Genomic DNA, 22,220 nt, shown 5'->3' with positions numbered 1-22,220 from the left:
TGGTTAAGTCAGGATTAAGGTATGATGCGCTGATTTTATAACCACTGTATTCATGAGGGATTATGACAACGGGATTCTTTTTGTATCACCTGGATAAAACCACCTGCGGTGGCCGGATTCTTTGCGGCGCAGCTGACGACACCTACGAAATCGGCGGCATCGAGCGTCAGCAGGTCAGGGAGGGCGACCCGGTGACCTGCGGCAAGCATGAAGGACGTTTCCGCGTGTGCGGCGGGATGGGCGATACCTACGAGGTGGGCGGGGTACTGAAGGAGTGGGCGGGTTCACTGGACAGTTCCTGTCCGTGCCGTGCCCGGTTTATCCCTTCCGTCGAGACACACACTTATGAGAGAGATTGCAACGCAGGACGGGCGGCAGAGGCTGCGAGGAAAAAAGCGCAGCAGTCAGAACCTGAACAACGAGCACAGGGCGCGAAGAAAAAACGGGAAATCACGCTGACCATCGGGGTGTTCTTTGATGGCACCGGCAACAATGCGCATAACAGTGCAGACCGTCAGGCCGCCTGTTCCGGTGAACATTACGGGATGAATGATGCAGAATCTACGTCTGCGTTAGAGCAGTGTGTCCGGCTGAACAGAGGGGTTAGCGGCACCGCCGCCGGCAGCTATACCGGCTACTACAGTAACGTGCACTGGCTCAATACGCTCTACAAACAGGATATAACCCCCGATACGGGTTCTGGTCAGTACGCTATTTATATTGAAGGTATCGGTACGGAAGACGGGGCTGGCGACAGCACTTACGGGATGGGAACAGGCCGGGGTGATACCGGCGTGGTGAGAAAAACCGATAAGGCGGTCGCTGCACTGGCTGCCGGTATTCGGGGTTATTTAAACAGATACGATGACGCACGTGCCTGCGTAATTAAAGATCTACGGTTTGATATTTTTGGCTTCAGCCGGGGCGCGGCGGCAGCGCGACACTTTGCTAACCGGGTATTGAGTCAGGATCGCGGCATTATTGCGGCCATCAAGTCCGGGTTGGGTGATGTCGAGTTCTCAGGTACGCCGGGAGGTAAAACCCGCTTTCTGGGAATATTCGATACCGTAGCCGCTATCGGGACGCTGGTTAACGGGCTTAACCCGCACAGCGCCGATAGCGGGGATGTGAATCTGGTGCTGCGTCCGGGCGTGGCGGAGAAGGTGTTCCATATTACCGCGCAGCACGAATGCCGGTTTAACTTCGCGCTGAACAGCGTGAAACCGGCGTGGCCGGAGCTGGCTCTGCCCGGTGCGCACTCCGACATTGGCGGCGGCTACAACCCTGAGGAGCACGAAGCCTGCTTCCTGACCCGGCCGGAGTTTGAAACGGTGCCGCTTTCCACCCCGGATACGGAAACGCGGATTTACGGGCAGACCTGTGCACAGCTTAAAGCGATGGACGGCTACCCGGCGATAGCGCCATTGCTGAGCGCGGTGAAGGTGAGCGCCGATACCTGGCATGACGACAGAATGCCCGCTGACCGCTACGGTACGTTGCAAAAGCGCAGCGGAGCCGCGCTGGTGATTGACCGCCCAACGCATAACGACTGGTCGAAGGTGGTGCTGCGGGTGATGCTCGATGCGGCGCAGGATGCCGGAGTAGAATTTTCCCCTATTTTACCTAAAGACGACAATCTGTCACTCCGGCCAGAGCTGAACAGCCTGTGTGAAAAAGCGATAGTGATGGGCCGTGCCATAAGAAGTGGTCAGTCTGCCCCCGGCTTTACCACGCCAGAAATTCTGATGCTGGCCGAAAAATATATCCATTGCTCAGCCAACTGGAACAGCGTGGTGCGGGACGGCGAGGGTATTATCAGCGGAGCGGTCAAACCGGCGAAGCTGGTGACGTTCACCCACCGGCCGGACGAGCGCTGGCAGCGGACGGTTTACGATATGGAGGGGAATAAAATATGGAAATAATTCGTGTGGCCTGTCTTCTTCCATTACTGGCACTGGCGGCCTGTCAGGGGAAAACTTTGCCTGGCACCGCCGCTCCAAATGATGTGCCGACAGAGTGGACTTTTGATTTTTTCACACCCAATGCGCTGCCAGCAGTGGTGACGTTCGCTGTTGTTCAGGATGCAGATGGTACTGTTTATCGCTTTAACACCCTGAACAGTACTCCCGACCTGTCTAAAGTTATCGGTGAGTGGAATGACAAAGACCGTGCACCAGGTGGCTACTGGAATCATGTTAAGCAACCTCCCAGACATATTATTTTTTGCTGGGACTCGATTATCGATAAAAAAGTGTATGAAACCCATCTGACGATCCCTAAACCCGATCTGGAAAAAATGCGCAGGCCGAGTGAGTTCAAGGATTATCGGGGAAGAACGGCGTATTACGACAGAGTGCAAATTGGTCTGGCACCGGAAGGAAAGGTGGTTGTCTGGCTACAGGGCATAGGAGTTGAGCCTAATTATCGCGTCACTCCGTCGATTCTGAAAACCCTGTCAGGGGATAAATTAGATATTTGCAAAGGGGTAACGCGGTTTTCCAGAGGCTATGAGTACGGAAAAGAGACTGAGGATTTTATCAAAGGGAAAAAATATCCTTACGGTAATTGGTAATCAACCCCCCATGCCCTGAGGGATCTTCTTACGATGCTTCAGGGCTCGGCGGTCAATTTTTAGCCTTAACGTGCAATATTCTCCGTTTCCTAAACGGAGCCCACTGAGCGCTGTTAACAGCTGGTCGCTTGCTGTGTCGTATCCTCTCCCCGTCAGTACCTTCTTTAATTAGGATTAAGACTTATAGGCTTTAACATTTCCCTGATGATAACGTGAAAAAACGTTTACATTAATTGACATAAGCGAGGCATGTCAGTGCGGGCAAGAATTCAGCATCTGGACGGAATGAGAGGCCTGGCGATCCTGCTGGTCATTGGTTTTCATGCTTATGCACGATGGCCTGAAAAATTACACTATGTTCTGTCGACTAAAGATTTCCCGCTGTTCGCATTCGGGTATCTTGGCGTACCGCTCTTTTTTTATGATTTCTGGTTTTGTCATCTTTATGACGCTGGATAAGTCAGAGAGCTATGGTTCTTTTTTGAAAAAAAGATGGCTCAGACTGTTCCCGGCTATGTTGGTTGCCAGCGTGTTGATTTATCTCACCGCAGGCCTGTTTCCTGAGCGACCGGCGGGTAGCCCGACGCTGATGAATCTGATTCCTGGATTGATATTTTTTAATCCTGAAACGCTTTCGATGTTAAGCGGCCTGAACTTTAATTCTCTGGAAGGTTCATTCTGGTCGTTATATGTCGAAGTGGTCTTTTACCTGCTGACAGGGTTTGTTTACTACTTTATTGGCAGAAAATATTGTCTTCCCGCGCTGATTTTGCCCATGCTGGCGGTATCCACATCCTCTGCGGTTAAAATGCTTGGCTATGCGCCGCTGGCAGACATTATTTCTAAGTTTGGTTTCATTCATTATTCATGGTTTATGATTGGTTGTCTGGTATACGAAAGAATGCATCAGCGGGACAAAATATATCATTACGGGTTAACGCTGCTGGCTGTATTAATTAATACGAGTTTTTACATTAAAACCAGCGGCCTGACCGTATTGATTCCGCTGGCACTGGCATTTATTTTATTTATCAGCAGTTTTTATTCCCCCCGCCTTGAAAAAATCCTCTCCGCATCATTTTTAACCGCCATTGGCTATGTCAGCTATGCGCTCTATCTCATTCATGAAAACCTGATGATTGCCTCGCTGATCAAGCTCAGTCATCTGATTGAAAATGATAAGATTATGATGTTGATGGTTATTCCGGTAGTAGCCTTTATTTATCTGCTGGCGTTATTAATCACCCGATACGCTGAGCCTGCCGTACGTAACAGCCTGAAAAGGCAAAGCAGGCAGCCGCAGGTTGACTGAGCCCTCAGCGCCTCGGCAGGCGCTGTGAAACCCCGCGACAGCGCAAAGTGCCGGTCGCGGGCTTCTGCGTTACCTGTCCTGACGCTGGCCTGCTTTAACTCCGGCTGAGGGGGTGATTTTTCCGCTGGACGGCTGCACGATGTCACCATTTTGCAGAATAAACATCAATTTTCCCTCCCAGAACTCGGCAAGAAAAATATCGTTCTGACTCAGCTGGCAGCGTTCAACCTCGGCCATCAGCCATGCCTCATCTTTATCAATCAGCCCCAGATCGCCGGGTCGGGCCTTACCATTTTTCATTACAATCACCGACGGCATAGCGCTACCTTCAGTAATGGCGGTCACCTGTCCTCCCGGCTCGATTTGTGCGTATCGCACTTCCTGAAAAGAGAGAATTCCCTGGCTGTGCAGCTGTGAGGTGACGTTAAGAATGTCGATTTTATTCTGCCTGGCGAGGATGTTATCCATTAAAAAATGGCCGTTTTTAATAATCGGAATAGGGTCGCCGATGGTTATCGATCTGAACAGGGAAAAGTGCTTACTGATGGCGTTGAGTATATTGATAAACAACACGCCAATCAGCAGCAGAATGATGTACTGGTAAAGGGGAATGGTGTCGCTGTATATCACGCCACCAATGATGCCGCCGAGGACAAAGTTACCGATAAAATCCACCGGGGTCATTTGTGACAGCTGCGTCTTGCCGGAAAAGTTCAGATGAGTAATAACGATGGCGAAACCGATAAAAAATTTCAGCAGAATGAAACCGTAATATTCCACAGGCGTGCTTTCCATGTAAAAAAGTCAGCTACCAGCTTAGCAGAGTTTAAAAGTGGCCCGGTTAACAGGGCTGTCTGTGCCCTCTACGGGTGATGTCTGGTGTTAAGCCACAGGAAAAGTAAGGCATTGATTACCCTTTCCGGAAACGTTTATTTAACTATAATGATCCGACTGCTTACGCGGGGCGACACTGCCACCGCCAACCATTATGGAGATGATGAACATGAGTTATTCACTGCCATCCCTGCCTTACGCTTACGACGCACTGGAACCACATTTCGACAAGCAGACGATGGAAATCCATCACACCAAACACCACCAGACCTATGTCAACAACGCCAATGCCGCGCTGGAAGGCACCGAGTTCGCCAGCCTGCCGGTGGAAGAGCTGATTACCAAACTGGATACGCTGCCTGCTGACAAGAAAACCGTGCTGCGTAACAACGCTGGTGGCCACGCCAACCACAGTTTTTTCTGGAAAGGTCTGAAAACCGGCACCACCCTGAGCGGCGATCTGAAAGCAGCCATTGAGAAAGATTTTGGCAGCGTTGACGCGTTCAAAGCTGAATTTGAGAAAGCGGCAGCCACCCGTTTTGGTTCTGGCTGGGCGTGGCTGGTCAAAAAAGGCGACAAACTGGCGGTGGTTTCTACTGCTAACCAGGACAGCCCGCTGATGGGTGAAGCTATTTCTGGCGCTTCCGGTACGCCGGTCATCGGTCTGGACGTGTGGGAACACGCTTACTACCTGAAATATCAGAACAAACGCCCTGACTACATCAAGGCGTTCTGGGAAGTGGTTAACTGGGACGAAGCCGCTGCGCGCTTTGCTTCAGCCAAATAATCTGCCTTTCTCAGCACAGACCGGTGAAGCCTGCTTCACCGGTTTTTTTGTCCCTGAAAAACCAAAAATTACTGAACCGGATAGCCAGCTTCAGATTGCTGTTAGCCTGGCTGGGAATATCATCAGGGAAATGCCGGCTCATCTTTTAATGTCTCCAGCCTTTTATCATTTTCCATTACATTGCAAAGGGTTGCCTGAACCTCACGCGCCTGGTTTTCCATACCTGTAGAGAGGTAAGCACAATGGCGTTTTTTGTATAATTCCCACGCACGCTGGTCCTGTTCAAAGTTGGCCCGGTAAGCTTTAAGGCTCAGATCATCCAGATCTTTTCTCAATATCGCCAGCCGGGACTGAAGCTTTTTCTCTGACTCCTCGCTGGTCCTGACGGTACAAGCTAAAAACCCCTGATACCCGTCCTCTTCCGTTGTCTGCTGACAGATTTGTCGATTATTTTCTTCGATTGAGCAACACCATGCGAGGCGTGAATCATCAGCGGCAGCAAAAATAATGCGGTGATAAACGGATTTTTCATGGTTTTTTCTGGCCGCTCTCTCGGTGGGATTTTAAATATCCGATTCGATTTCGTGCTGGTTCATGTGCAACCAGGGATGGCGTTCCCTGATGTAATTAATGAAGCTGTCGATGTTATTTGTGGCCGCTGCTGTCATCGCCGTTTCACCTCTGAATCCCTGATAAACTATATCAACCAAAACATCTCTTATTGCAGGATGGAGCGCAGTCCAGGTAGAACGATGCCGAACATGTGCTGTCCTGGCATTGTATAGTAATTGCGCCCGGCGTTCGTAAGTTGGATAAATATAATTAAAGAGATTGATCTGCTGCCTTTCGGTTATCTCGCCAATGGCCTCCTTATTTTTTCTCACAAACTCGGCTGCCTGAGCTCCCCTGAGATTTGCAGCAAGTGATATAGTTTGCGCCTGAAAATTATTTATTCCAACCCGTGTTAAGTCTTTATATATTTCCTGTTGACTACGGCTTCCCATGTCATATCTGCGACCAATTGTTACTCCGGAAACCCCACCAGCAGGATAATGAACCATCCTGCTGTAGTATCTTGAACCACGAATATTATTGCCTTCAGCGTTGAATGTAATATACCCACGAGTTACTTCTGAAACACCCGGGCCAGCCATATTAAAACCTCCGTATTTATATGGTCTTGTTTGGGCTTTATATGTAATTCATACTTTTTTCAAATTTATAATTCTGGAAAATATCAGTAAAAAAAGTGCGCTCGAATGTGCTGCTTTCTATGTGCATTAAATAATTTTCACCAGTCTTAATTTTTCGGCGTTAATTTATTAACAATAAGGGTTGAATGTCTGTTATTTCTTCACTGATTTATTCTTGAGGGGAAAATGTAAATCCTGGCATCCAGCATTCGCCCGCTGGCGAAATAATGCGGGTTCGGCCAACGGCCACAATATCAACGTATTTAACGTTATCAGGCAGAGCAATCGCTTTGGCGAGCTTGCAATGATTGGAAAACAGGGTGGTTTTCATTGTCCGTCATCCTTAATGAACATAGGTCCCGTCTGTGTATACCATCAAGCCTGAGCATATCCTGAATAACGCGGGCAACAATAAAAAAACCGCAATGCTGACGGATATTGCGCCAGATCCGATCATTAATATGTCGCTTGCTGTGACAGCCTTGGCCGCTTGCGCTACGCGATAAATCCTGTGTGCGAAATTTTTTCCTGCTGTTTATGCTGTTTCAAGCCAACTGGCTGGCTTTAGCTGCTTAAAAGCCTGGGCGTCTGGATGGCTAATAACATTTTGTGTTAGCTTATGCCGTTTCGTTTGTTGCTCATTGTGACAATTCCAATAAAAAATGTGTGACTCCGTTGTCTATCACGTAAGAGAAACAGGCTTATGACTGCGATTAATCGCCTGGAGATGCGTCAAATTTCCATCGCTTTTGGCGGTTTTTCAGCGCTTACCGGCGTGGACTTCAGCCTGGTGGGTCACTCCGTCCATGCCCTGACCGGTGCTAACGGAGCCGGTAAATCAACCCTGATGGCGGTGCTTTCCGGTGCGTATGACCACTACAGCGGCGAGATCCTGCTGGATGGCAAACCGGTGTCCATTCGCTCCCCGCGTGATGCCAAACGGCTGGGTATTCATCTGGTGCAGCAGGAAGTGGATGTGGCGCTGGTGCCCTCTCTCAGCGTGGCAGAAAACATCATGCTGGATCGCCTGGCAGAAGGTGGACAGGTTTTTCGCTGGCGGCAAATCCGTCAGCAGGCCAGGGCGCTGCTGGCACAGCTGGATGTTGCTCTGGATGTGCGCCAGCGTATCGACCAGTGCACGCTGGCCGAAAAACAGCAGATCTTGCTGGCGCGGGCGCTTTCGCATCACTGCCGTTTCCTCATTCTTGATGAACCTACCGCTCCGCTGGATCAGCATGAAAGTGAGCGCCTGTTCACCGTGGTGCGCCGTCTGCAAAGTAATGGAATTGGCGTGGTGTTTATCTCTCACCGCATCCACGAGCTGCGGGCTGTTTGTGACCAGCTGACGGTGCTGCGTGACGGTCGCCTGATTGAAACCGGCCCGATGGCTGCACTGACCGGCGAGCAGATTGTTGAAAAAATGCTGGGACACCAGCTGGAAGATATTTACCCGCCCCGTCGTCCGCCGTTCAGCGACGAAACTCTGCTGAAGGTGGAAGGGCTGCATGATGATGCGCTGCTGCACAATATTTCACTGACCTTACGTAAAGGCGAGATTCTGGGTATCGCCGGTCTGGCTGGCGCGGGTAAGACTGAGCTGTGTAAGGCGCTGTTTGGTGCCAGCAACAGCCGGATAGCTCAGGGCGAGCTGCACGGTAAGTCGTGGCGGCCAGCCTCGCCCCATGCGGCGGTGAAAAACCGCATGGCGCTGATCCCGGAAGAACGTCGTAAAGAAGGCATCTTTATTGACGAACCGGTGGTGATGAACCTGAGCGTCACCGCCGACAGCAGTTTTTCACGCTGGAGCCTGTTTGGTCATCGTCAGGCCTGGCGCTGGGCAGAAGAGGTAATCAACCGGCTGGGTGTGCGTACCACTGGCCCTTCGCAGATCCTGCGCCGCCTGTCTGGTGGTAATCAGCAAAAGGTGGCGATTGGCAAATGGCTGCGCAACGACGCCGACGTGTTGATCTTTGATGAGCCAACCAAAGGGGTTGATATCAAAGCCAAAACGGACCTGTTTGAACTGATTGATGGCCTGGCCCGCCAGGGAAAAGGGGTGATTTATGCTTCAGGCGAATTTGCCGAACTGGTTGGCCTGTGCGATCGCATTTGCGTGCTCTGGGATGGGCGCATCGTGACAGAGATGGATGCACACAGCGTTGATGAAGAGACGCTTTTACTTTATTCCACCGGAGGAACGCCTGCGTGAGCGGCAAAGAACTTACCCGTAGGGCCGTGCGTCACCAGCTGTTTGAATTTCTCTACAAATGGGGAATGTTGCTTACCGTAGTGGCGCTGATTGCTGCATTTGGTCTGGCATCGGACAGCTTTCTGGAACCCACCAACATCGTCAATATCCTGCGTTCGATAGCCATCGTCACGGTGATCGCCGTTGGCGTGTCGATTTCGCTGACCATTGGCGGGTTTGATCTGTCGGTGGGCTCCACCGCCTCGCTGGCTAACTCGCTGGTTATCTCACTGTTCGTCTGGTACGGATATGGCACCACCACCGCGATTGCCATTACGCTGGCGCTCTGTTTGCTGGTTGGCCTGTTTAACGCTTTTCTCATCGTGATTCTGAAAATTCCCGACATGCTAGCCACCCTGGCCAGCCTGTTCGTGGTTCAGGGCGTGGCGATGACGTACAGCTTTGGCGGCTCGATTACTGAAAACATGGTGCTGCCCAGCGGCGACATGGCTGAAGGCGCGATTCCGGCGGATTTTTCGCTACTGGGGCAGGTGCCGACCATCGTGATTATCATGCTGGTGGTCACCGTACTGGCGCAGCTGGGGCTGTCGCTGACCAAACATGGCCGACGGATGTATGCCATCGGCGGCAATCCGGAAGCGGCTCGTCTCTCCGGCATTCGCACTAATCGTTATCGCGTGCTGGCCTATTTACTGGCGTCGCTGCTGGCCGGGCTGGGCGGTATCCTGCTGGCATCCCGCATTGGATCTTCCCAGGTAAATGCAGGCGGTGGCTATCTGATGGATGCCGTCGCTGCCGCATGGATTGGTTTTTCTCTGGCAGGTTCCGGCAAGCCAAACGCGCTGGGAACGCTGGTGGGTGCGATTATTCTTGGCGTATTGCAAAACGGGCTGGTGATGCTTTCTGTTCCTTATTATGCGATGGACATTATTAAAGGTCTGGTGCTGGCGGTTGCGCTGGCTATCACCTACATCCAGCGCCGCTGAGCGCTCAACACTGTCTGACAGGGTATGATAACAATGAAAAAACTGACCACATCGCTACTGGCTATCAGCCTGCTGACCGCCGTTCCTGCCTTTGCCGACACGGCCGCAGTGCCGGAGGCCATCGCTAATCATCAGGGGCCGGTGCGTATTGCGGTGATCCGTAACCTGGGTTCTGACGATAACACCACTCAGTTCGTGGCCGGTGCAATCCAGCAGGGGCGCAAGCTGGGTTTTAAAGTCAGCACCTTTCTCAGCAACGGCGACGACGCTCGTTTCCAGGATTTTGTGAATCAGGCCATCAGTCAGAAATATGACGGCATCATCCTGTCGCACGGCAAAGATCCCTACTCCACCGCGCTGGTGAAGCGCATTGCCGATGCGGGTATTAAAGTTTCGGTGTTCGATACGCCCGTTAACCAGCCGGTTGCCGGGGTGACCGTCACCGCGCAGGATGACGCCTCACTGGCCCAGCTGTCGCTTGATCAGCTGTTACACGACAGCAACGGCAAGGCAAATATTGTCAAACTGTGGGTGGCGGGCTTCCCGGCAATGGAACGTCGCCAGGTAGTGTATGAAAAAGTACTGAAGGCCAATCCCGGCATTCATCAGCTGGAATCGATTGGCGCTGTCTCTTCAGACGTGCAGGGCGATACCGCTAATAAGATCGGCGCAATTCTGGCGAAATATCCTAAAGGTCAGATCGATGCTATCTGGGGTGCCTGGGATGCTTTTGCCCAGGGCGCATATAAAGCCTTGCAGGAGAATGGCCGTACTGAGATCAAACTCTACAGCATTGATGTTTCCAATCAGGATTTGCAGTTGATGCAGCAGAAAAACAGTCCCTGGAAACAGACTGTGGCGGTGGACAGCAAGCTCATCGGCGCCATCAACATGCGTCTGGTGGCCAACAAGATTGCAGGCGTCACCACGCCAGCGACGTATCAGTTTAAGGCCGCAGCAATTTCTCAGGCGCAGCTGGCCGGGCAGTCCAAACCGGTTAATGTTGCCAGCCTGAACAAAATCATTCCGGGCTGGGGTGAGTCCAGCGACTTTATCGCACCGTGGTTCGCCACGCTGGAAGCAAAATACGCGAAGAAATAAGGTTGGCAGCGATAAAAATGCCCGCGATGGCGCTGAGGGATCCCCATTAAATCAGCGCTAATAAAACCACACCCCGTTTCGATAGTTTTGGCGAGGTGGTTAAGTACGGCATCCAGTGCTGTTTGTTTTAAAATTAGCGGAGAGTGTCGCAAGATATTCTCCGCCAACGTCAGATAAGAGATAACTCTGTTCGATTTGCATCCCTCCGCTGTACAACCACATGATTTCTTGCGGCTTAAATTCGTCTCTGCTGCTGAAGATAAGCCATGGCTCTTTTGCTGCTGAAATGAAGAAAACGTCAGGCTCATCAGAGGAATCGAAGGGCCATCGCAAATAAGGCTGGCACGCAGAACATGAAATGCCTGAGAAGGATAGCCGCGCCAGTCAACCGCAATGACACTATGAAATTTGTCGTGTCAGCAGTGACGTAATGTTGCGGCATATCAGTGGAATATCATTGTGAAGTTCAGAGTTGCCTGAGAGAGGATCGACTTAATTCCGTTTGACCCGGTTGTGGGAAAATATGCAGATTGCTATTCTGTTTTTCACGCCATTGATGGGCGGAAATTAACAGGGAAGGATTTTTATTATGCTGGAGCCAAAAGAAGGACTACTGACCTTCAGGGCTGAATTCAGTTTTATAATAAATATAAAAAACAGGATTCGGTTTTATGGAGTAAACTGCACAAAACGCTCAGAGAGGTGTTTGTTGATATGAAATATCAGGGTGCTCTGAGTTTTGAAATGGTTCCTGTTTTTGGTTTTAATGATAAAAAAAGTGTTATAGCTTTGATAAGTAAAAACATCAAGCTACTAATTATATTCGGGAAGATATGAAATGAAATTAAGGATGGTTATTTTATTCTTAATCGGAACGGTAAGTTTAAATGCATTTGGGAATGGGTTAAAAATTCTTGAGCCTTGCATGAACATTACACATTCAGGCGAGGTGGAGGGGTGTTTTATTGAATTATCTCAATCAATGAAAATTAAATATACAAATGAATTTTATTTATATTTAAAATCTATAAATACTAAGGAAGAACGGCCTTATAATAAAAACGAATTGATGAATTTATCAGAAAGTGCAAAAAAAACTGGGATGATTACATTGAAAGTGAGTGTCAGGTCGAATCATCTGGCTATGAAAAGGGCAATCATGGGTATGTTCTGGCATACAACATTTGTTTAATAAAGCACTATGATGCAAGAATAAAATATTACAAAGAAAACAGATTTTAAACTCACAGGCACAGAGGTGATCTTATTGAATTGGTGGAACAATCAGTAGATCACGTATTTCTGTACCTGTCTTGTTTTACCCGCTCGTTACTGGGGATCCCCTTAGCGCGATGGCGGGCATGTTTTGTGGCGTTAAGGCACAGATTAAAAAGCTCTTTTGGCGAAACCGGTCATCTCTTTCAGACCCATCTCACGACCCAGCGCGGTCATCGGATGCACCACCACCAGACCCCTGACGCTTTTCTTCAGCGCGCCCATATTGGCCTGTTCTTTTTTAGTGATGGCTCGGCTGAACGGCATCTGTTTCAGCTTCTGCGCTTCTTTACTCAGCTTCTCTTCACGTACGCCGCGTAAGCGTTCTAACTCATTAACCAGCTTTTCTTTTTCTTTCAGCAGCTCACCCAGCTTTTCGGCATCGCCGGATTCCAGCAGCATCGGTTCTTTGCGCGTCAGGGCATCCAGCTTATCGCTGAGGGCTCTGATTTCAGCCTGAACTTGTTCTTTCATTGTCATTAACCATGATGGAGTTGATTGCCGCAAGGATACACGAAAGCGGCATGAAGAGGGAAAGCGGATGGGCTACTTTTTGAAAGCCTGCCTGAGGCTGATGCGGGAGATCAGCTCCGTCAGTGAGAGCACCATGGTGGAGCGCACCACCTGCTGGTAACGCTGCTGGAGCATGGCGCTCAACTCCGCATCATCGCCGGACAAATCCGGGAGGGGAGGCAGCGCAGTAACACAGTGCAGTTCAGCAAAGGGGCCCAGCAGTTCATCATCAGTAAAGCGATACTCGGTGCCGTCATCGTTCAGCGCTTCCCGCAACGCCATCAACAGCTCGGCGTCTTCGTATTCGTTGCGGCTGATCACCCCAAGTCCGTAGACAAGCTTCAGCCTGACCGACAGCTCTCCCAGTGGACCATCGCCCAGCAGCAAGGGTTCCACAGCGTACTTTACGGCGTAATCGTCTTTACGAAAAACCTGAATGACCAGCAGGTTCACCGCCTCGCTCAGCAGTTCCACGGCCGCAATTAAAAAGCTTCTGACCGTCCGTCCGGTATTCAGGCGTTCCAGCACCCGATTCTCAAAAGCCTGTGGTTTTTCCATGAGCGCCTGCATATCGTACTAAAATCCTGCGGTTCCACCGCCCTGGAGGGTACGGCCCGACCGTACCCTTTCCGACTGTCCGTCAGCCCCGGCATTATGCCATAGCGCTGTAAGCCTTAACCACAGCGGCCACCACCTCACTGTCTGCGGGAAGATCGGATACCTGGGCCAGCGTGGCCTGTACGCCCAGCCGCGAAATCAGCTCCGCCAGCTCCTGCGCCTGCGGATCCTGATCGCTGTGGTAATGCAGGGCTGCGGCAATGCCGCTAACCAGATTACTGTGCGGCAGATGGTATTCCAGCGTGCCAAGAACGGGCTTGATCAGACGGTCCCCAGCGCTCAGTTTACGCAGCGGCTGGCGGCCAACGCGTTCGACATCATCTTTCAGCCAGGGGTTCTCAAAGCGACCGAAGATTTTCTGGATATAGGCGGCGTGTTTGTCAGCCTCGAAACCGTAGCGCTTAATCAGCACCGCGCCGCTCTCTTCCATTGCGCCGGTAACGATGGCGCGAACCTGCCGGTCAAGAATGGCATCACGGATGGTTTTGTGGCCTGCCAGCTGGCCGAGGTAGGCGGTGATAGCATGACCAGTGTTCAGGGTGAACAGTTTACGTTCAACGAAGGCCATCAGATTATCGGTCAGCTCCATGCCCGCGATAGCAGGTAACGGGCCTTTAAACTGGGTTTTATCGACGATCCACTCGCTGAAGGTTTCCACGGTGACCTCGAGCGGGTCCTCTGTACCTGCCTCCGATGGCGGTACGATGCGGTCCACCGCAGAATCAACGAAGCCCACGTTGTCTTCCACCCAGGCATGGTACTGCTCAGGCAGCGCTTTCATCACATGGCCTTTTAACTGTGTGGTGCCACGCACCATATTTTCACAGGCGATGATATTCAGAGGGCGGGGGTTACCGCTGTCGTGGCGTCTGACCAGCCCGCTGGCGATACCTGCGGCAATGCGTTGCAGGATCTGTGGGCCCACAGCTGTGGTCACGATATCCACCTCTGCAATCAGCGGGACGATCTCATCGCTGGCGCTGTTAACCGCATTTACACCGCTGACGATTTCCACCTGTGCCTGTTCACCGACCACATGCACCGGATACTGGTGCCGGGCATTCAGGGCATCGAGCACCACCTGATTGACATCAGCAAAGGTCAACTGAATACCGGCATCAGCCAGCAATTTACCAATAAAACCGCGGCCAATATTTCCGGCACCAAAATGAAGAGCTTGCATAATTTTCCCGTATTAACGATAAAGCCGGGCAGACCCGGCCTGAAGTAAGCGCCGGGCATGCCCGGCCCCAGGGTAACAGTAAGGTTTCAATGCTTAAGCGGATGTTTTACCTGAAAGCAGATCCAGCACTTCCTGGACATCCGTGGTGCTGGCCAGTCTGGCGATGACGCTCTCATCGTCCAGTGCATTGGTCAGGCTGGTGATCACCTGGATATGCTCATTGTTACGTGCGGCGATTCCTATTACCAGTCGCGCAATGTCATCCTCATCTTCGCCAAAGCGCACGCCCTGCGGATACTGGCAGAACACCACGCCGGTATGCAGCACACGATCTTTTGCTTCGATGGTGCCGTGGGGCACGGCAATGGATTCGCCCAGATAGGTCGGCGTCAGCTTTTCACGCTCCAGCATCGCTTCAATATATTCAGGCTCGACGTAGCCACCGCGTACCAGTTGCTCCCCGGCGAAACGGATAGCCTGCTCTTTATCCGAGGCATGATTGCCCAGGAAGATATTGCTGGCGCTCAGTTTGAAAAGGTTATCCTGGCTGTGGTCATAACTGTCACTGAGCGTGGCCGACACCTTTTCGCGGTGACCGGCCGAGCGGTTTGCTTCCACCAGACGCGCAGTCAGATCGGTATACAGTGCGCTGTCGAGGAAGTTGGTCAGCGAAATGTGTTGTGCATGAGGAGCCTGGCGCATGGCGCGTTCGGTCAGATCGCGATGGGTAATCACCAGATCCACATCGCCCGGCAGATTGTTGATGGCGGTGTTGGTGACGGAAACATTGCTCAGGCCCGCGTCGCTGACTTTCTTGCGCAGGACGCCCGCACCCATTGCGCTGGAGCCCATACCGGCATCACAGGCGACGATGATTTTACGCACGTGGCTCAGATCGCTGTTCAGGCCATCGGCCGTTGCCGCAGTCTGTCCTTTGGACTGAGCTTTCATTTCGCTGACGCGGCGGGTGGCGGCTTCAATATCCTCATCCTCTTTCACTTTGCTGGTTTTCAGCAGGATGGCAGAGGCCACGAAGGAGACGGCAAAAGCGGCGACAATGGCTGCAATATTGGCGAAATAAGCGCCTTTTGGCGTCATTGCCAGCACTGCCAGAATTGAACCCGGAGATGCTGGAGATACCAGCCCGCCGTTCAGCAGGGTCAGGGTAAACACACCGGTCATCCCGCCCAGAATAACGGCGATAATCAGGCGTGGATTCATCAGCACGTAAGGGAAGTAGATCTCATGGATACCGCCGAGGAAATGAATAATCGCCGCGCCGCCCGCAGACTGCTTAGCGTTACCCCGACCAAAGAACATGTAAGCCATCAGCACGCCCATTCCGGGACCAGGGTTGGCTTCAATCAGGAAGAAAATTGATTTGCCTGCTTCACTGGCCTGCTGAATACCCAGCGGTGAGAAAATACCGTGGTTAATCGCGTTGTTCAGGAACAGAATTTTCGCAGGTTCAACAAAAATAGAGGTCAGCGGCAGCAGGTTGTTCTGCACCATCAGGTTTACCCCTGCGGCGAGGATATGCGACAGACCTTCCACTAACGGACCGATTGCCAGGAAAGCCAGAATCGCCAACAGCATACCGATGATACCGGCAGAGAAGTTGTTGACCAGCATTTCAAAGCCGCTTTTGATTTTGCCGTCAACCTTGCGGTCAAAGGTTCTGATCGCCCAGCCACCCAGAGGACCGGCAATCATTGAGCCAAGAAACATCGGCATATCGGCACCAACAATCACCCCCATGGTGGTGATGGCACCGACCACGCCACCGCGATCGCCACCCACCAGACGCCCACCGGTAAAGCCAATCAGCAGTGGCAGCAGGTAGGTAATCATTGGGGCGACCAGCTTAGCCAGAGTGGCATTTGGCAGCCAGCCGGTAGGAATAAACAGCGCGGTAATAATACCCCAGGCGATAAACGCCCCGATATTTGGCATCACCATGTTGCTCAGAAAGCGACCAAAGTTCTGCACCTTGATCTTGATATCTGATGAGGACATAAAAAGACACCCCTTATAAGTACGCGCCGACAAATAAGAGAGCGCGTTGATTTTTGTTTAGAACGTTACGGTAAAAAACGTCAATATCACTGTATGCAGGCGGACTCTATCACGCGAATTTTACGCTGCGTAGTCAGTAGATAAAGTGTGATTAAGATCACCTGAATAATGGTTGGAGTAGGGGTTTTTTAGTGACTTCAGTCACATTTATCCGCCATCAGCTGGAATATCTGGCGAATAAACAGCCAGTACAACAGATACAATGTGATTTGTATCACAATATTTTGGGGTGACTTTGTTATAAATGTGTGACAAAAGTCACACATTATTTTCGTTGCTAACCTTCAGGCCGTGGAAAAAAGAATCGGGCTAACCCTGCACCGTATCGCCATTCTGACTGCCAGCATGAGATGAAAATGAGTCAAACGCAAATATCAGCCTGTTATTACCCGACTTTGGTAACCTCTCCACTTTCCTTTAAATGATATGTGCCATCATAGACGGTAAAAATAATCCCTCTGTTTCTGCTGTTGCTGACAGAGAAAACCGGCTCCTTCTCAATGGAGTTTTTCTTTGTTTTCATTTCTTCAAAGCAGAGTCGGTCATATTTTCCTTCTTCTTTGTTACCGTCGCCAAAGTTCCAGAAAATCATAGTGAATCCTCCATCACTATCTGTCCGGGGGATTTTATATTTTTCTTTTAATACCTCTTTATTAGTTAGCCACCAGTTTATTTTTCCCCTGTCAGTAAGTGGAAAGTGATTGACCAGCACGGATGAAGTGTCAAATTCCTGATGGATAGCCACAATCGTCACCGGGCGCAGTGATAACCAAATTAAATAGCTGAGAGCAATGCCCACGGTCAGAAACAATGCCGCAAGGATTTTTCTATTTTTCATTGCGTGCTCCGCTGATTTCATCCGTGGCGGGCCTGGATTAGCCATTCAGTCAGGTGGATACTGGTGCTTGCCCGTTATCGTCGGCAGCGGAATATCGTTGTCAGGGGCGGTAGCGAAGGAGGACAGGGCCGGATGACTCCGGCCCTGTCAGGTTACTGGAATGCGCCCTGTAACGCACTCTGCGCCTGACCGAGTACCTGAGCATTAGCGGAAAGGGTGCTCATCAGAGCATTATACTGGGCGGCCTGTTGCTGAGTGGGGAACTGGATAGTCTGGCCATTAAAGGTCACCTGCGTACCCTGTTGTTGCAGGAAATCCCCGGTTTGTACCGCAGCCTGACTTAATGTCTGCAAGGCTGGCAGCAGGGGTTGCAGTGAGTTGGCCGGTTGGGTCACCACTTTGGTATAGACGTTGTCATAGACCGTTTTAAGATCTTCTGGTTGTTTCAGCGCAGCCTTGCTGCTGTCGGCCTGGGTTTTGGCCGCCTGGATTTGCTGAGTCAGCACGCCCAGTGAACCGCTGGCCTGGCGCAACGAATCGCGACGGGTCAGATAATCCTAGGGGGTACGGATAGCGTTCAGCTCGTCCACAACCGGTTTCATGCCGGAGTCCACCGCACGGTTCACCTGCTGTGAAAAATCATAAATAATCGCGTAATCCTTAACGTAGTTGCCAAAGTTCTGCTTCTGACTTTCACTGAGGCTGGGCAGATGTTCCCCACTGCGCATCACGGTATTTTGCAGAAAATCGATAAAAGCTTTGCGTTGATCGGCGTCTTTGTCGCCGCAGCCGGTCAGCTGAAAGACCACCAACAGCGCAAGGACAGGTACGAAAAGACGTGACCAGGCGCGAAAAATTCCTGTCGTCATCGGAAGTAACTCCTGTAATAGAAAGGCTTGCAAGCAAAAGAAGCGGCCTGTGCCGCGCCTAAAGAATAGTCTAACTCTGGTCCGGAGGATACGGGAATCAGTGGCTGTGGGGGCAAGAATTTGGTGCTGCCGCACGTTGGCGGCAGGCAGAGCATATTCAGTGGCTATTCCAGTCATCCCCTGGCATGGCACGACGCATAAAGCTGTCAAATAAAGGCACTGTAAAGGCGTTGTCGCCATGATTGGGACTCCAGATCATACCTTTGTTTATCAGGCTGGTTCTGACCAACCCAAGGGCTGAACTCTTTTTGCCCAGTTGCTCGGCGATATCTCCGGAACGATGTGGTCCCGGGCCGAGTTCCGCCATTGCCCTGAGATATCTTTTCTCTAAGGGTGTGAGTCGGTCAAAACGAACACCAAAGAAACTTTCATCTAACGCTGCTATGGCAATGATCGAGGCATTATCGACATCGGCGGCAGTTATGGGGCTGCTCTGGGCTTCAAGCCAGGTATGGCTGCCCCACTCCTGAATAAAATAGGGATATCCCTGTGTTTTGATAATGATGGCTTCGATTGCCGCTTGCTCAAAATGAACATCTTGCGCCTGCGCGGGGATCACGATGGCCTGGGTGGATTCATCACGGTTTAACGGGCCAACTACGGAAAAATCGAACAGGCGTTCAGCATAGGATTTTGCATTACCCGTACGTCCACGAAGTTGGGGTAAACCAGCGCCGACAAGCGTGACCGGCAGATTGAGTTGTGAGCAGCGATGCAGTGCGGTAATCAACGCTGCCAGTTGATTTTCTTCAAGATACTGCATTTCATCAATGAACATTACCAGAGCTGTGTTAGCAGATTGTGCAGCCAGTCCAACCTGTTCAAGTAAAGTGGTCAGATCCCCTTCAAGGTCGCCGTTATCAGCCAGGCCGGGTTCGCTCTCAACATCCAGACCAACCTCGATGTCATTGAAGGTCACCTTAAGGCCTTTAACGAAGCCAGCAAGTGCTTTGAGGCCTCGTGTTGCTAAATCTTTGGCGGCTTCTACTCTGCTCAATTTAAGAAGAGAAACGCGAAGTTGGGGGGCAAGCAAAGAGGGAAGTGAGCGACGTTCCGGAGCTTCAATACGCAGGGTCTGAGCTCCCTGTGCCTCGGCATCCTTTCTCATTTGTTCAAGCAGAACGGTTTTCCCAACACCGCGTAGCCCAATCATCAAAATACTTTTTGCTGCCCGCCCGGCTTTGATTCGTGCAATGGCGATATTAATCCGTTGGCGTAGTGTATCGCGTCCTGCCAGCTCTGGAGGTTGATGGCCTGCACCTGGCGAATAGGGATTCAGTATCGGATCCATATTTATCCTTATTATGGTTTTTGCATAATTTAAATAATAATTATCAATTTACCCATTGGCAAGGTTAAGAATTAGACAGAGCTCGATTCTTTCCCACTGCTAATCCCCTTTACCGTCTCGCTCAATCCCGGCGCTTTTTGGCCGCATCAACCCAAAAAGCTAAGCCTGCTAATGAGATAGCCCTGGACCGAAAAGCAGGGTTGAAAAATAGTCAGAAAATATGACGCAAATCACTTGTTTTGATCTAATACTTAAGTTCCTGGCGTCCCCTCCCTGCACTGCCTCTCCCACGAGCTCTCAGGCCGTTGTTCGTCAGTATTACGAGCCTGAGTCTCAGGCTCATACCCTCTGGCCGTTCACATTTCGTGATTTTATGAGGAGTGCTATATGGAACATAAAGATGCAATGGGTGAGTTGTTGTCCAGTCTTGAACATATTGTATTAACGCGGGAAATCATTCAGGCCGCTCCGGCCCTGAAGTGTGAAGTATCGACACCGGAACCTAAACGTATTCGTGAAATTACCGGCATGGACATTGATGAATTCGCCAGAGCCTGTGGCGTCAGCGTTTCGTCAGTAAAAAGCTGGGAGGCGAAGCGCAGTAAACCTTCGCGCAGTGCTCAGAAATTATTGCAGTTAATTCAATCTAATCCTTGTCTCAGCCGCCAGTTGCTGGGATAACGCTTGCTTTGAGCTGTGCTGCCCGCACCGGGCGAATTTATCTGTCAGTCTGACATCGCCTGGGTCCGGTATGCTACCGGGCACGGGCAGGCCCGACCCGCTATTCGTCTTTAACCTTCGCTTTACCTGCCTCTTTCTCACGTTGCTGTTGCCGCTGATAGCGCTGCAACGTGTTTAGTGTGCCATGCACGATCTTTTCTGCGGTCTGTCTCTCAAAATGTGGTGGCAGTTGCTTCATTACTTTTTCCAGGCTGCCCGGCGTTCGTTCAACACATTCAGCCAGCCATTTACTGGCCAGTTCCGTGTTAATACCAAGGTAGCGTGCATGTGTCATCCAGTGACGTGGCAAAATCTCATACCAGCGATAATGCTTGTTCTTACTACCCCGTACCGACATTGCCATTTCTGTTTTACGCATTTCAATGCCCTTGCCAAACCAGGGATGGGCTGACATCACGTCATAAAGAGGTGTCAACCTGTAGCCGTCAGCGGTGAGAAACAGGCTGAAATTTTTTGCGTGACCATCAATTGCCGCCAGTAACCAGAAACAGAACTGCGCCTTAAAAAAAATCTCCAGGTTGTTTGTCGGTTCTATGGCATATCTGAGCAGCCAGGCCACTTCTTTTGCATCGGGTCCACCGTGTTCTTCATATTTACTCTGGCCCGCTTTTCCTGACGCCTGACATAAATCTTCCTGCGGTAAGCGGTAAATTTTATCGTCAACAATCAGACGGTCAAAACGTTCGACGATTAACACTTTTTGTCCTGCGAACATCCCGATGTCACAACGGTTAGCCTTCAGTCCCATTTCATCCAGAAAATGCAGGCAGAACCACTCATTATCAACGCTGTTAGAAAGGTCGAGAGGATCTCCGTTTCTTGATGAAATTGGCGGTTTGATAATATGTGTGGTTGCGGTTTTTCCCAGAGGCCTGCACCAGGCATTATCCCACCATGTCAGCGCAGTTTTTTCCTGAGCCCCGGCGATGGAGATGCGAAAGCTGTCTCTGGCTTGCATACCCAGCAAATTATCGGTCCGGGTATGACGAATGATATCGGCTATTTGCGCTTCGCTTAACTTCTCTACCTGAACGGCTTCCAGTGGTAAGGTACTCTGTTCTGTCAACAGGGTGATCGCTCCGACGCAGTCCTTACCCAGCAGAGCCAGTAGATCGAATGATTTCCGGCTTTGCGCACCCAGACGATCAACAATCGCCTGCCGAATATTTTCATTATCCGGCAGCAGATTATCAAACCAGGCTTCAACAACTTGTCCTTTCCACGGCTCCTCGCGCAGCGGCATACTTAGCGACAGTGGACGTCGCTGCTTATCCTCCAGCCAGGCTTGGCTGTAGGTAAAGCTTTGCTCCCCTTTATCGCGACTCAGGATGCCGACATGCTTATCGTTCATATAGCACCAGAGATGCTCTGCGGCCATTACCATAACCCCTGGTCTGTGGATGAAGAAACGGACTGGATTCGGGGAGAGATATCCACCATCAAATCCAGTACCGCGCAGATTCGCAGCAGAGTATCCAACTGGCAGGCCCCGGTTTTTTCTAAACGTGAGATGGCGGACTGCGTGGTATTGCACAAAGAGGCAAGCTCTGCCTGATTAATGCCGGAACTGGCTCGTGCGTTTTTAATTGCTGAACTGAAATCGACGGGACGGCGCACCTTCATCATCACCTGCCTGCTGTTTATAGCATTTTTACGATATCGGGAAAATATAGCATTTTTGCTATAAACAGCAAATATATCATTTCTGCTATAACACACCACATATAGCACTTTTGCTATAAAGGAGGTTACAAAAAAATCG

21 protein-coding genes and 3 pseudogenes are annotated in these 22,220 nt (G+C 50.9%); 9 read left to right on the top strand and 15 right to left on the bottom strand.

Annotated elements, in window-relative coordinates:
- The first annotated feature begins 62 nt into the window (after positions 1 to 62).
- The 3 genes from AC3RPL_RS20120 to AC3RPL_RS20110 all read left to right on the top strand — a co-directional run bounded on the left by AC3RPL_RS20120 (position 63) and on the right by AC3RPL_RS20110 (position 3,884).
- Positions 63 to 1,922, top strand: a complete 1,860-nt coding sequence (locus AC3RPL_RS20120) for a type VI secretion system family protein (RefSeq protein ID WP_490741322.1) — start codon at positions 63 to 65, stop codon at positions 1,920 to 1,922.
- Positions 1,913 to 2,572: a DUF2931 family protein gene (locus AC3RPL_RS20115; RefSeq protein WP_490741321.1), complete on the top strand. Its 660-nt coding sequence runs from the start codon at positions 1,913 to 1,915 to the stop codon at positions 2,570 to 2,572. The genes AC3RPL_RS20120 and AC3RPL_RS20115 overlap by 10 nt, the downstream gene beginning before the upstream one ends.
- Positions 2,573 to 2,894: 322 nt before the next feature.
- On the top strand, positions 2,895 to 3,884 hold the full coding sequence (locus AC3RPL_RS20110; protein WP_490741320.1) for an acyltransferase family protein: 990 nt from the start codon (positions 2,895 to 2,897) through the stop codon (positions 3,882 to 3,884).
- A 69-nt stretch (positions 3,885 to 3,953) separates the two neighbouring features.
- On the opposite strand, the gene AC3RPL_RS20105 is transcribed toward AC3RPL_RS20110, so the two are convergent.
- Complete coding sequence (locus tag AC3RPL_RS20105) at positions 3,954 to 4,679, bottom strand: DUF421 domain-containing protein (protein WP_490741319.1); 726 nt, start codon at positions 4,677 to 4,679, stop codon at positions 3,954 to 3,956.
- 208 nt (positions 4,680 to 4,887) lie between these two features.
- Here AC3RPL_RS20105 and sodA point away from each other — a divergent pair, with 208 nt between their 5' ends.
- Positions 4,888 to 5,505, top strand: coding sequence for a superoxide dismutase [Mn] (gene sodA / locus AC3RPL_RS20100; protein WP_261641908.1), 618 nt, complete (start codon positions 4,888 to 4,890; stop codon positions 5,503 to 5,505).
- Positions 5,506 to 5,515: 10 nt separating this feature from the next.
- Here sodA and AC3RPL_RS20095 read toward each other — a convergent pair whose 3' ends face one another.
- The 4 genes and pseudogenes from AC3RPL_RS20095 to AC3RPL_RS20080 form a co-directional block, all read right to left on the bottom strand.
- Entirely contained in the window at positions 5,516 to 5,647 is a 132-nt protein-coding gene (locus AC3RPL_RS20095) for a hypothetical protein (protein ID WP_490741318.1), read from the bottom strand.
- On the bottom strand, positions 5,628 to 5,945 hold the full coding sequence (locus AC3RPL_RS20090) for a lysozyme inhibitor LprI family protein (RefSeq protein WP_490742103.1): 318 nt from the start codon (positions 5,943 to 5,945) through the stop codon (positions 5,628 to 5,630). Before AC3RPL_RS20090 ends, AC3RPL_RS20095 begins: the two co-directional genes overlap by 20 nt.
- 123 nt (positions 5,946 to 6,068) lie before the next feature.
- Entirely contained in the window at positions 6,069 to 6,659 is a 591-nt protein-coding gene (locus AC3RPL_RS20085) for a DUF8812 domain-containing protein (RefSeq protein WP_490741317.1), read from the bottom strand.
- A gap of 241 nt (positions 6,660 to 6,900) precedes the next feature.
- A pseudogene (locus AC3RPL_RS20080) lies at positions 6,901 to 7,029 on the bottom strand (AbrB/MazE/SpoVT family DNA-binding domain-containing protein); the annotation flags it as partial.
- Positions 7,030 to 7,401: 372 nt separating this feature from the next.
- Between AC3RPL_RS20080 and AC3RPL_RS20075 the strand changes: the two are divergent.
- From AC3RPL_RS20075 to AC3RPL_RS20065, 3 genes are read left to right on the top strand one after another with little or no spacing between them, the layout of a single operon-like run.
- Positions 7,402 to 8,907 carry a sugar ABC transporter ATP-binding protein gene (locus tag AC3RPL_RS20075; RefSeq protein ID WP_490741316.1) on the top strand — a complete coding sequence of 502 codons (1,506 nt, stop codon included), beginning with the start codon at positions 7,402 to 7,404 and terminating at the stop codon, positions 8,905 to 8,907.
- Positions 8,904 to 9,893 carry an ABC transporter permease gene (locus AC3RPL_RS20070; protein WP_490741315.1) on the top strand — a complete coding sequence of 330 codons (990 nt, stop codon included), beginning with the start codon at positions 8,904 to 8,906 and terminating at the stop codon, positions 9,891 to 9,893. The genes AC3RPL_RS20075 and AC3RPL_RS20070 overlap by 4 nt, the downstream gene beginning before the upstream one ends.
- Before the next feature lie 33 nt (positions 9,894 to 9,926).
- Entirely contained in the window at positions 9,927 to 10,994 is a 1,068-nt protein-coding gene (locus AC3RPL_RS20065) for a sugar ABC transporter substrate-binding protein (RefSeq protein ID WP_490741314.1), read from the top strand.
- 287 nt (positions 10,995 to 11,281) lie between these two features.
- Here the strand turns inward: AC3RPL_RS20065 and AC3RPL_RS20060 are convergent.
- A pseudogene (locus AC3RPL_RS20060) lies at positions 11,282 to 11,486 on the bottom strand (IS4 family transposase); the annotation flags it as partial.
- A gap of 346 nt (positions 11,487 to 11,832) precedes the next feature.
- Between AC3RPL_RS20060 and AC3RPL_RS20055 the strand changes: the two are divergent.
- On the top strand, positions 11,833 to 12,186 hold the full coding sequence (locus AC3RPL_RS20055; RefSeq protein WP_490741313.1) for a hypothetical protein: 354 nt from the start codon (positions 11,833 to 11,835) through the stop codon (positions 12,184 to 12,186).
- A 194-nt stretch (positions 12,187 to 12,380) separates the two neighbouring features.
- Here AC3RPL_RS20055 and AC3RPL_RS20050 read toward each other — a convergent pair whose 3' ends face one another.
- From AC3RPL_RS20050 to AC3RPL_RS20020, 7 genes and pseudogenes are all read right to left on the bottom strand, one after another.
- Positions 12,381 to 12,743 (bottom strand): YibL family ribosome-associated protein, encoded by a 363-nt coding sequence (locus tag AC3RPL_RS20050; protein ID WP_490741312.1) that lies wholly within the window; start codon positions 12,741 to 12,743, stop codon positions 12,381 to 12,383.
- A 72-nt stretch (positions 12,744 to 12,815) separates the two neighbouring features.
- Positions 12,816 to 13,352, bottom strand: a complete 537-nt coding sequence (mtlR, locus tag AC3RPL_RS20045; RefSeq protein ID WP_490741311.1) for a mannitol operon repressor MtlR — start codon at positions 13,350 to 13,352, stop codon at positions 12,816 to 12,818.
- An 82-nt stretch (positions 13,353 to 13,434) separates the two neighbouring features.
- Positions 13,435 to 14,583 carry a mannitol-1-phosphate 5-dehydrogenase gene (mtlD, locus tag AC3RPL_RS20040; RefSeq protein WP_490741310.1) on the bottom strand — a complete coding sequence of 383 codons (1,149 nt, stop codon included), beginning with the start codon at positions 14,581 to 14,583 and terminating at the stop codon, positions 13,435 to 13,437.
- Between the two features lie 93 nt (positions 14,584 to 14,676).
- Positions 14,677 to 16,599, bottom strand: coding sequence for a PTS mannitol transporter subunit IICBA (locus AC3RPL_RS20035; RefSeq protein WP_490741309.1), 1,923 nt, complete (start codon positions 16,597 to 16,599; stop codon positions 14,677 to 14,679).
- A 445-nt stretch (positions 16,600 to 17,044) separates the two neighbouring features.
- Entirely contained in the window at positions 17,045 to 17,497 is a 453-nt protein-coding gene (locus tag AC3RPL_RS20030) for a DUF943 family protein (protein ID WP_490741308.1), read from the bottom strand.
- A 152-nt stretch (positions 17,498 to 17,649) separates the two neighbouring features.
- Positions 17,650 to 18,366, bottom strand: a pseudogene (locus AC3RPL_RS20025) (DUF3053 domain-containing protein).
- A gap of 157 nt (positions 18,367 to 18,523) precedes the next feature.
- Positions 18,524 to 19,717: a DUF8462 domain-containing protein gene (locus AC3RPL_RS20020; protein ID WP_490741307.1), complete on the bottom strand. Its 1,194-nt coding sequence runs from the start codon at positions 19,715 to 19,717 to the stop codon at positions 18,524 to 18,526.
- 387 nt (positions 19,718 to 20,104) lie between these two features.
- Here AC3RPL_RS20020 and AC3RPL_RS20015 point away from each other — a divergent pair, with 387 nt between their 5' ends.
- The gene (locus AC3RPL_RS20015) at positions 20,105 to 20,398 is read left to right on the top strand and encodes an HTH-type transcriptional regulator (RefSeq protein ID WP_490741306.1); all 294 of its coding nucleotides are present in this window, start codon (positions 20,105 to 20,107) and stop codon (positions 20,396 to 20,398) included.
- A gap of 100 nt (positions 20,399 to 20,498) precedes the next feature.
- Here the strand turns inward: AC3RPL_RS20015 and AC3RPL_RS20010 are convergent, their stop codons facing one another.
- Together AC3RPL_RS20010 and AC3RPL_RS20005 are read right to left on the bottom strand one after the other, a co-directional pair.
- A complete protein-coding gene (locus tag AC3RPL_RS20010) occupies positions 20,499 to 21,836 on the bottom strand; it encodes a type II toxin-antitoxin system HipA family toxin (protein ID WP_490741305.1) in 1,338 nt (445 codons plus the stop codon).
- Entirely contained in the window at positions 21,836 to 22,084 is a 249-nt protein-coding gene (locus AC3RPL_RS20005; protein WP_490741304.1) for a helix-turn-helix domain-containing protein, read from the bottom strand. Before AC3RPL_RS20005 ends, AC3RPL_RS20010 begins: the two co-directional genes overlap by 1 nt.
- Between the last annotated feature and the right edge of the window lie 136 nt (positions 22,085 to 22,220).

The sequence above is a fragment of the Erwinia papayae genome, assembly GCF_058241465.1.
This window is presented reverse-complemented; position numbering and strand designations above follow the sequence as displayed.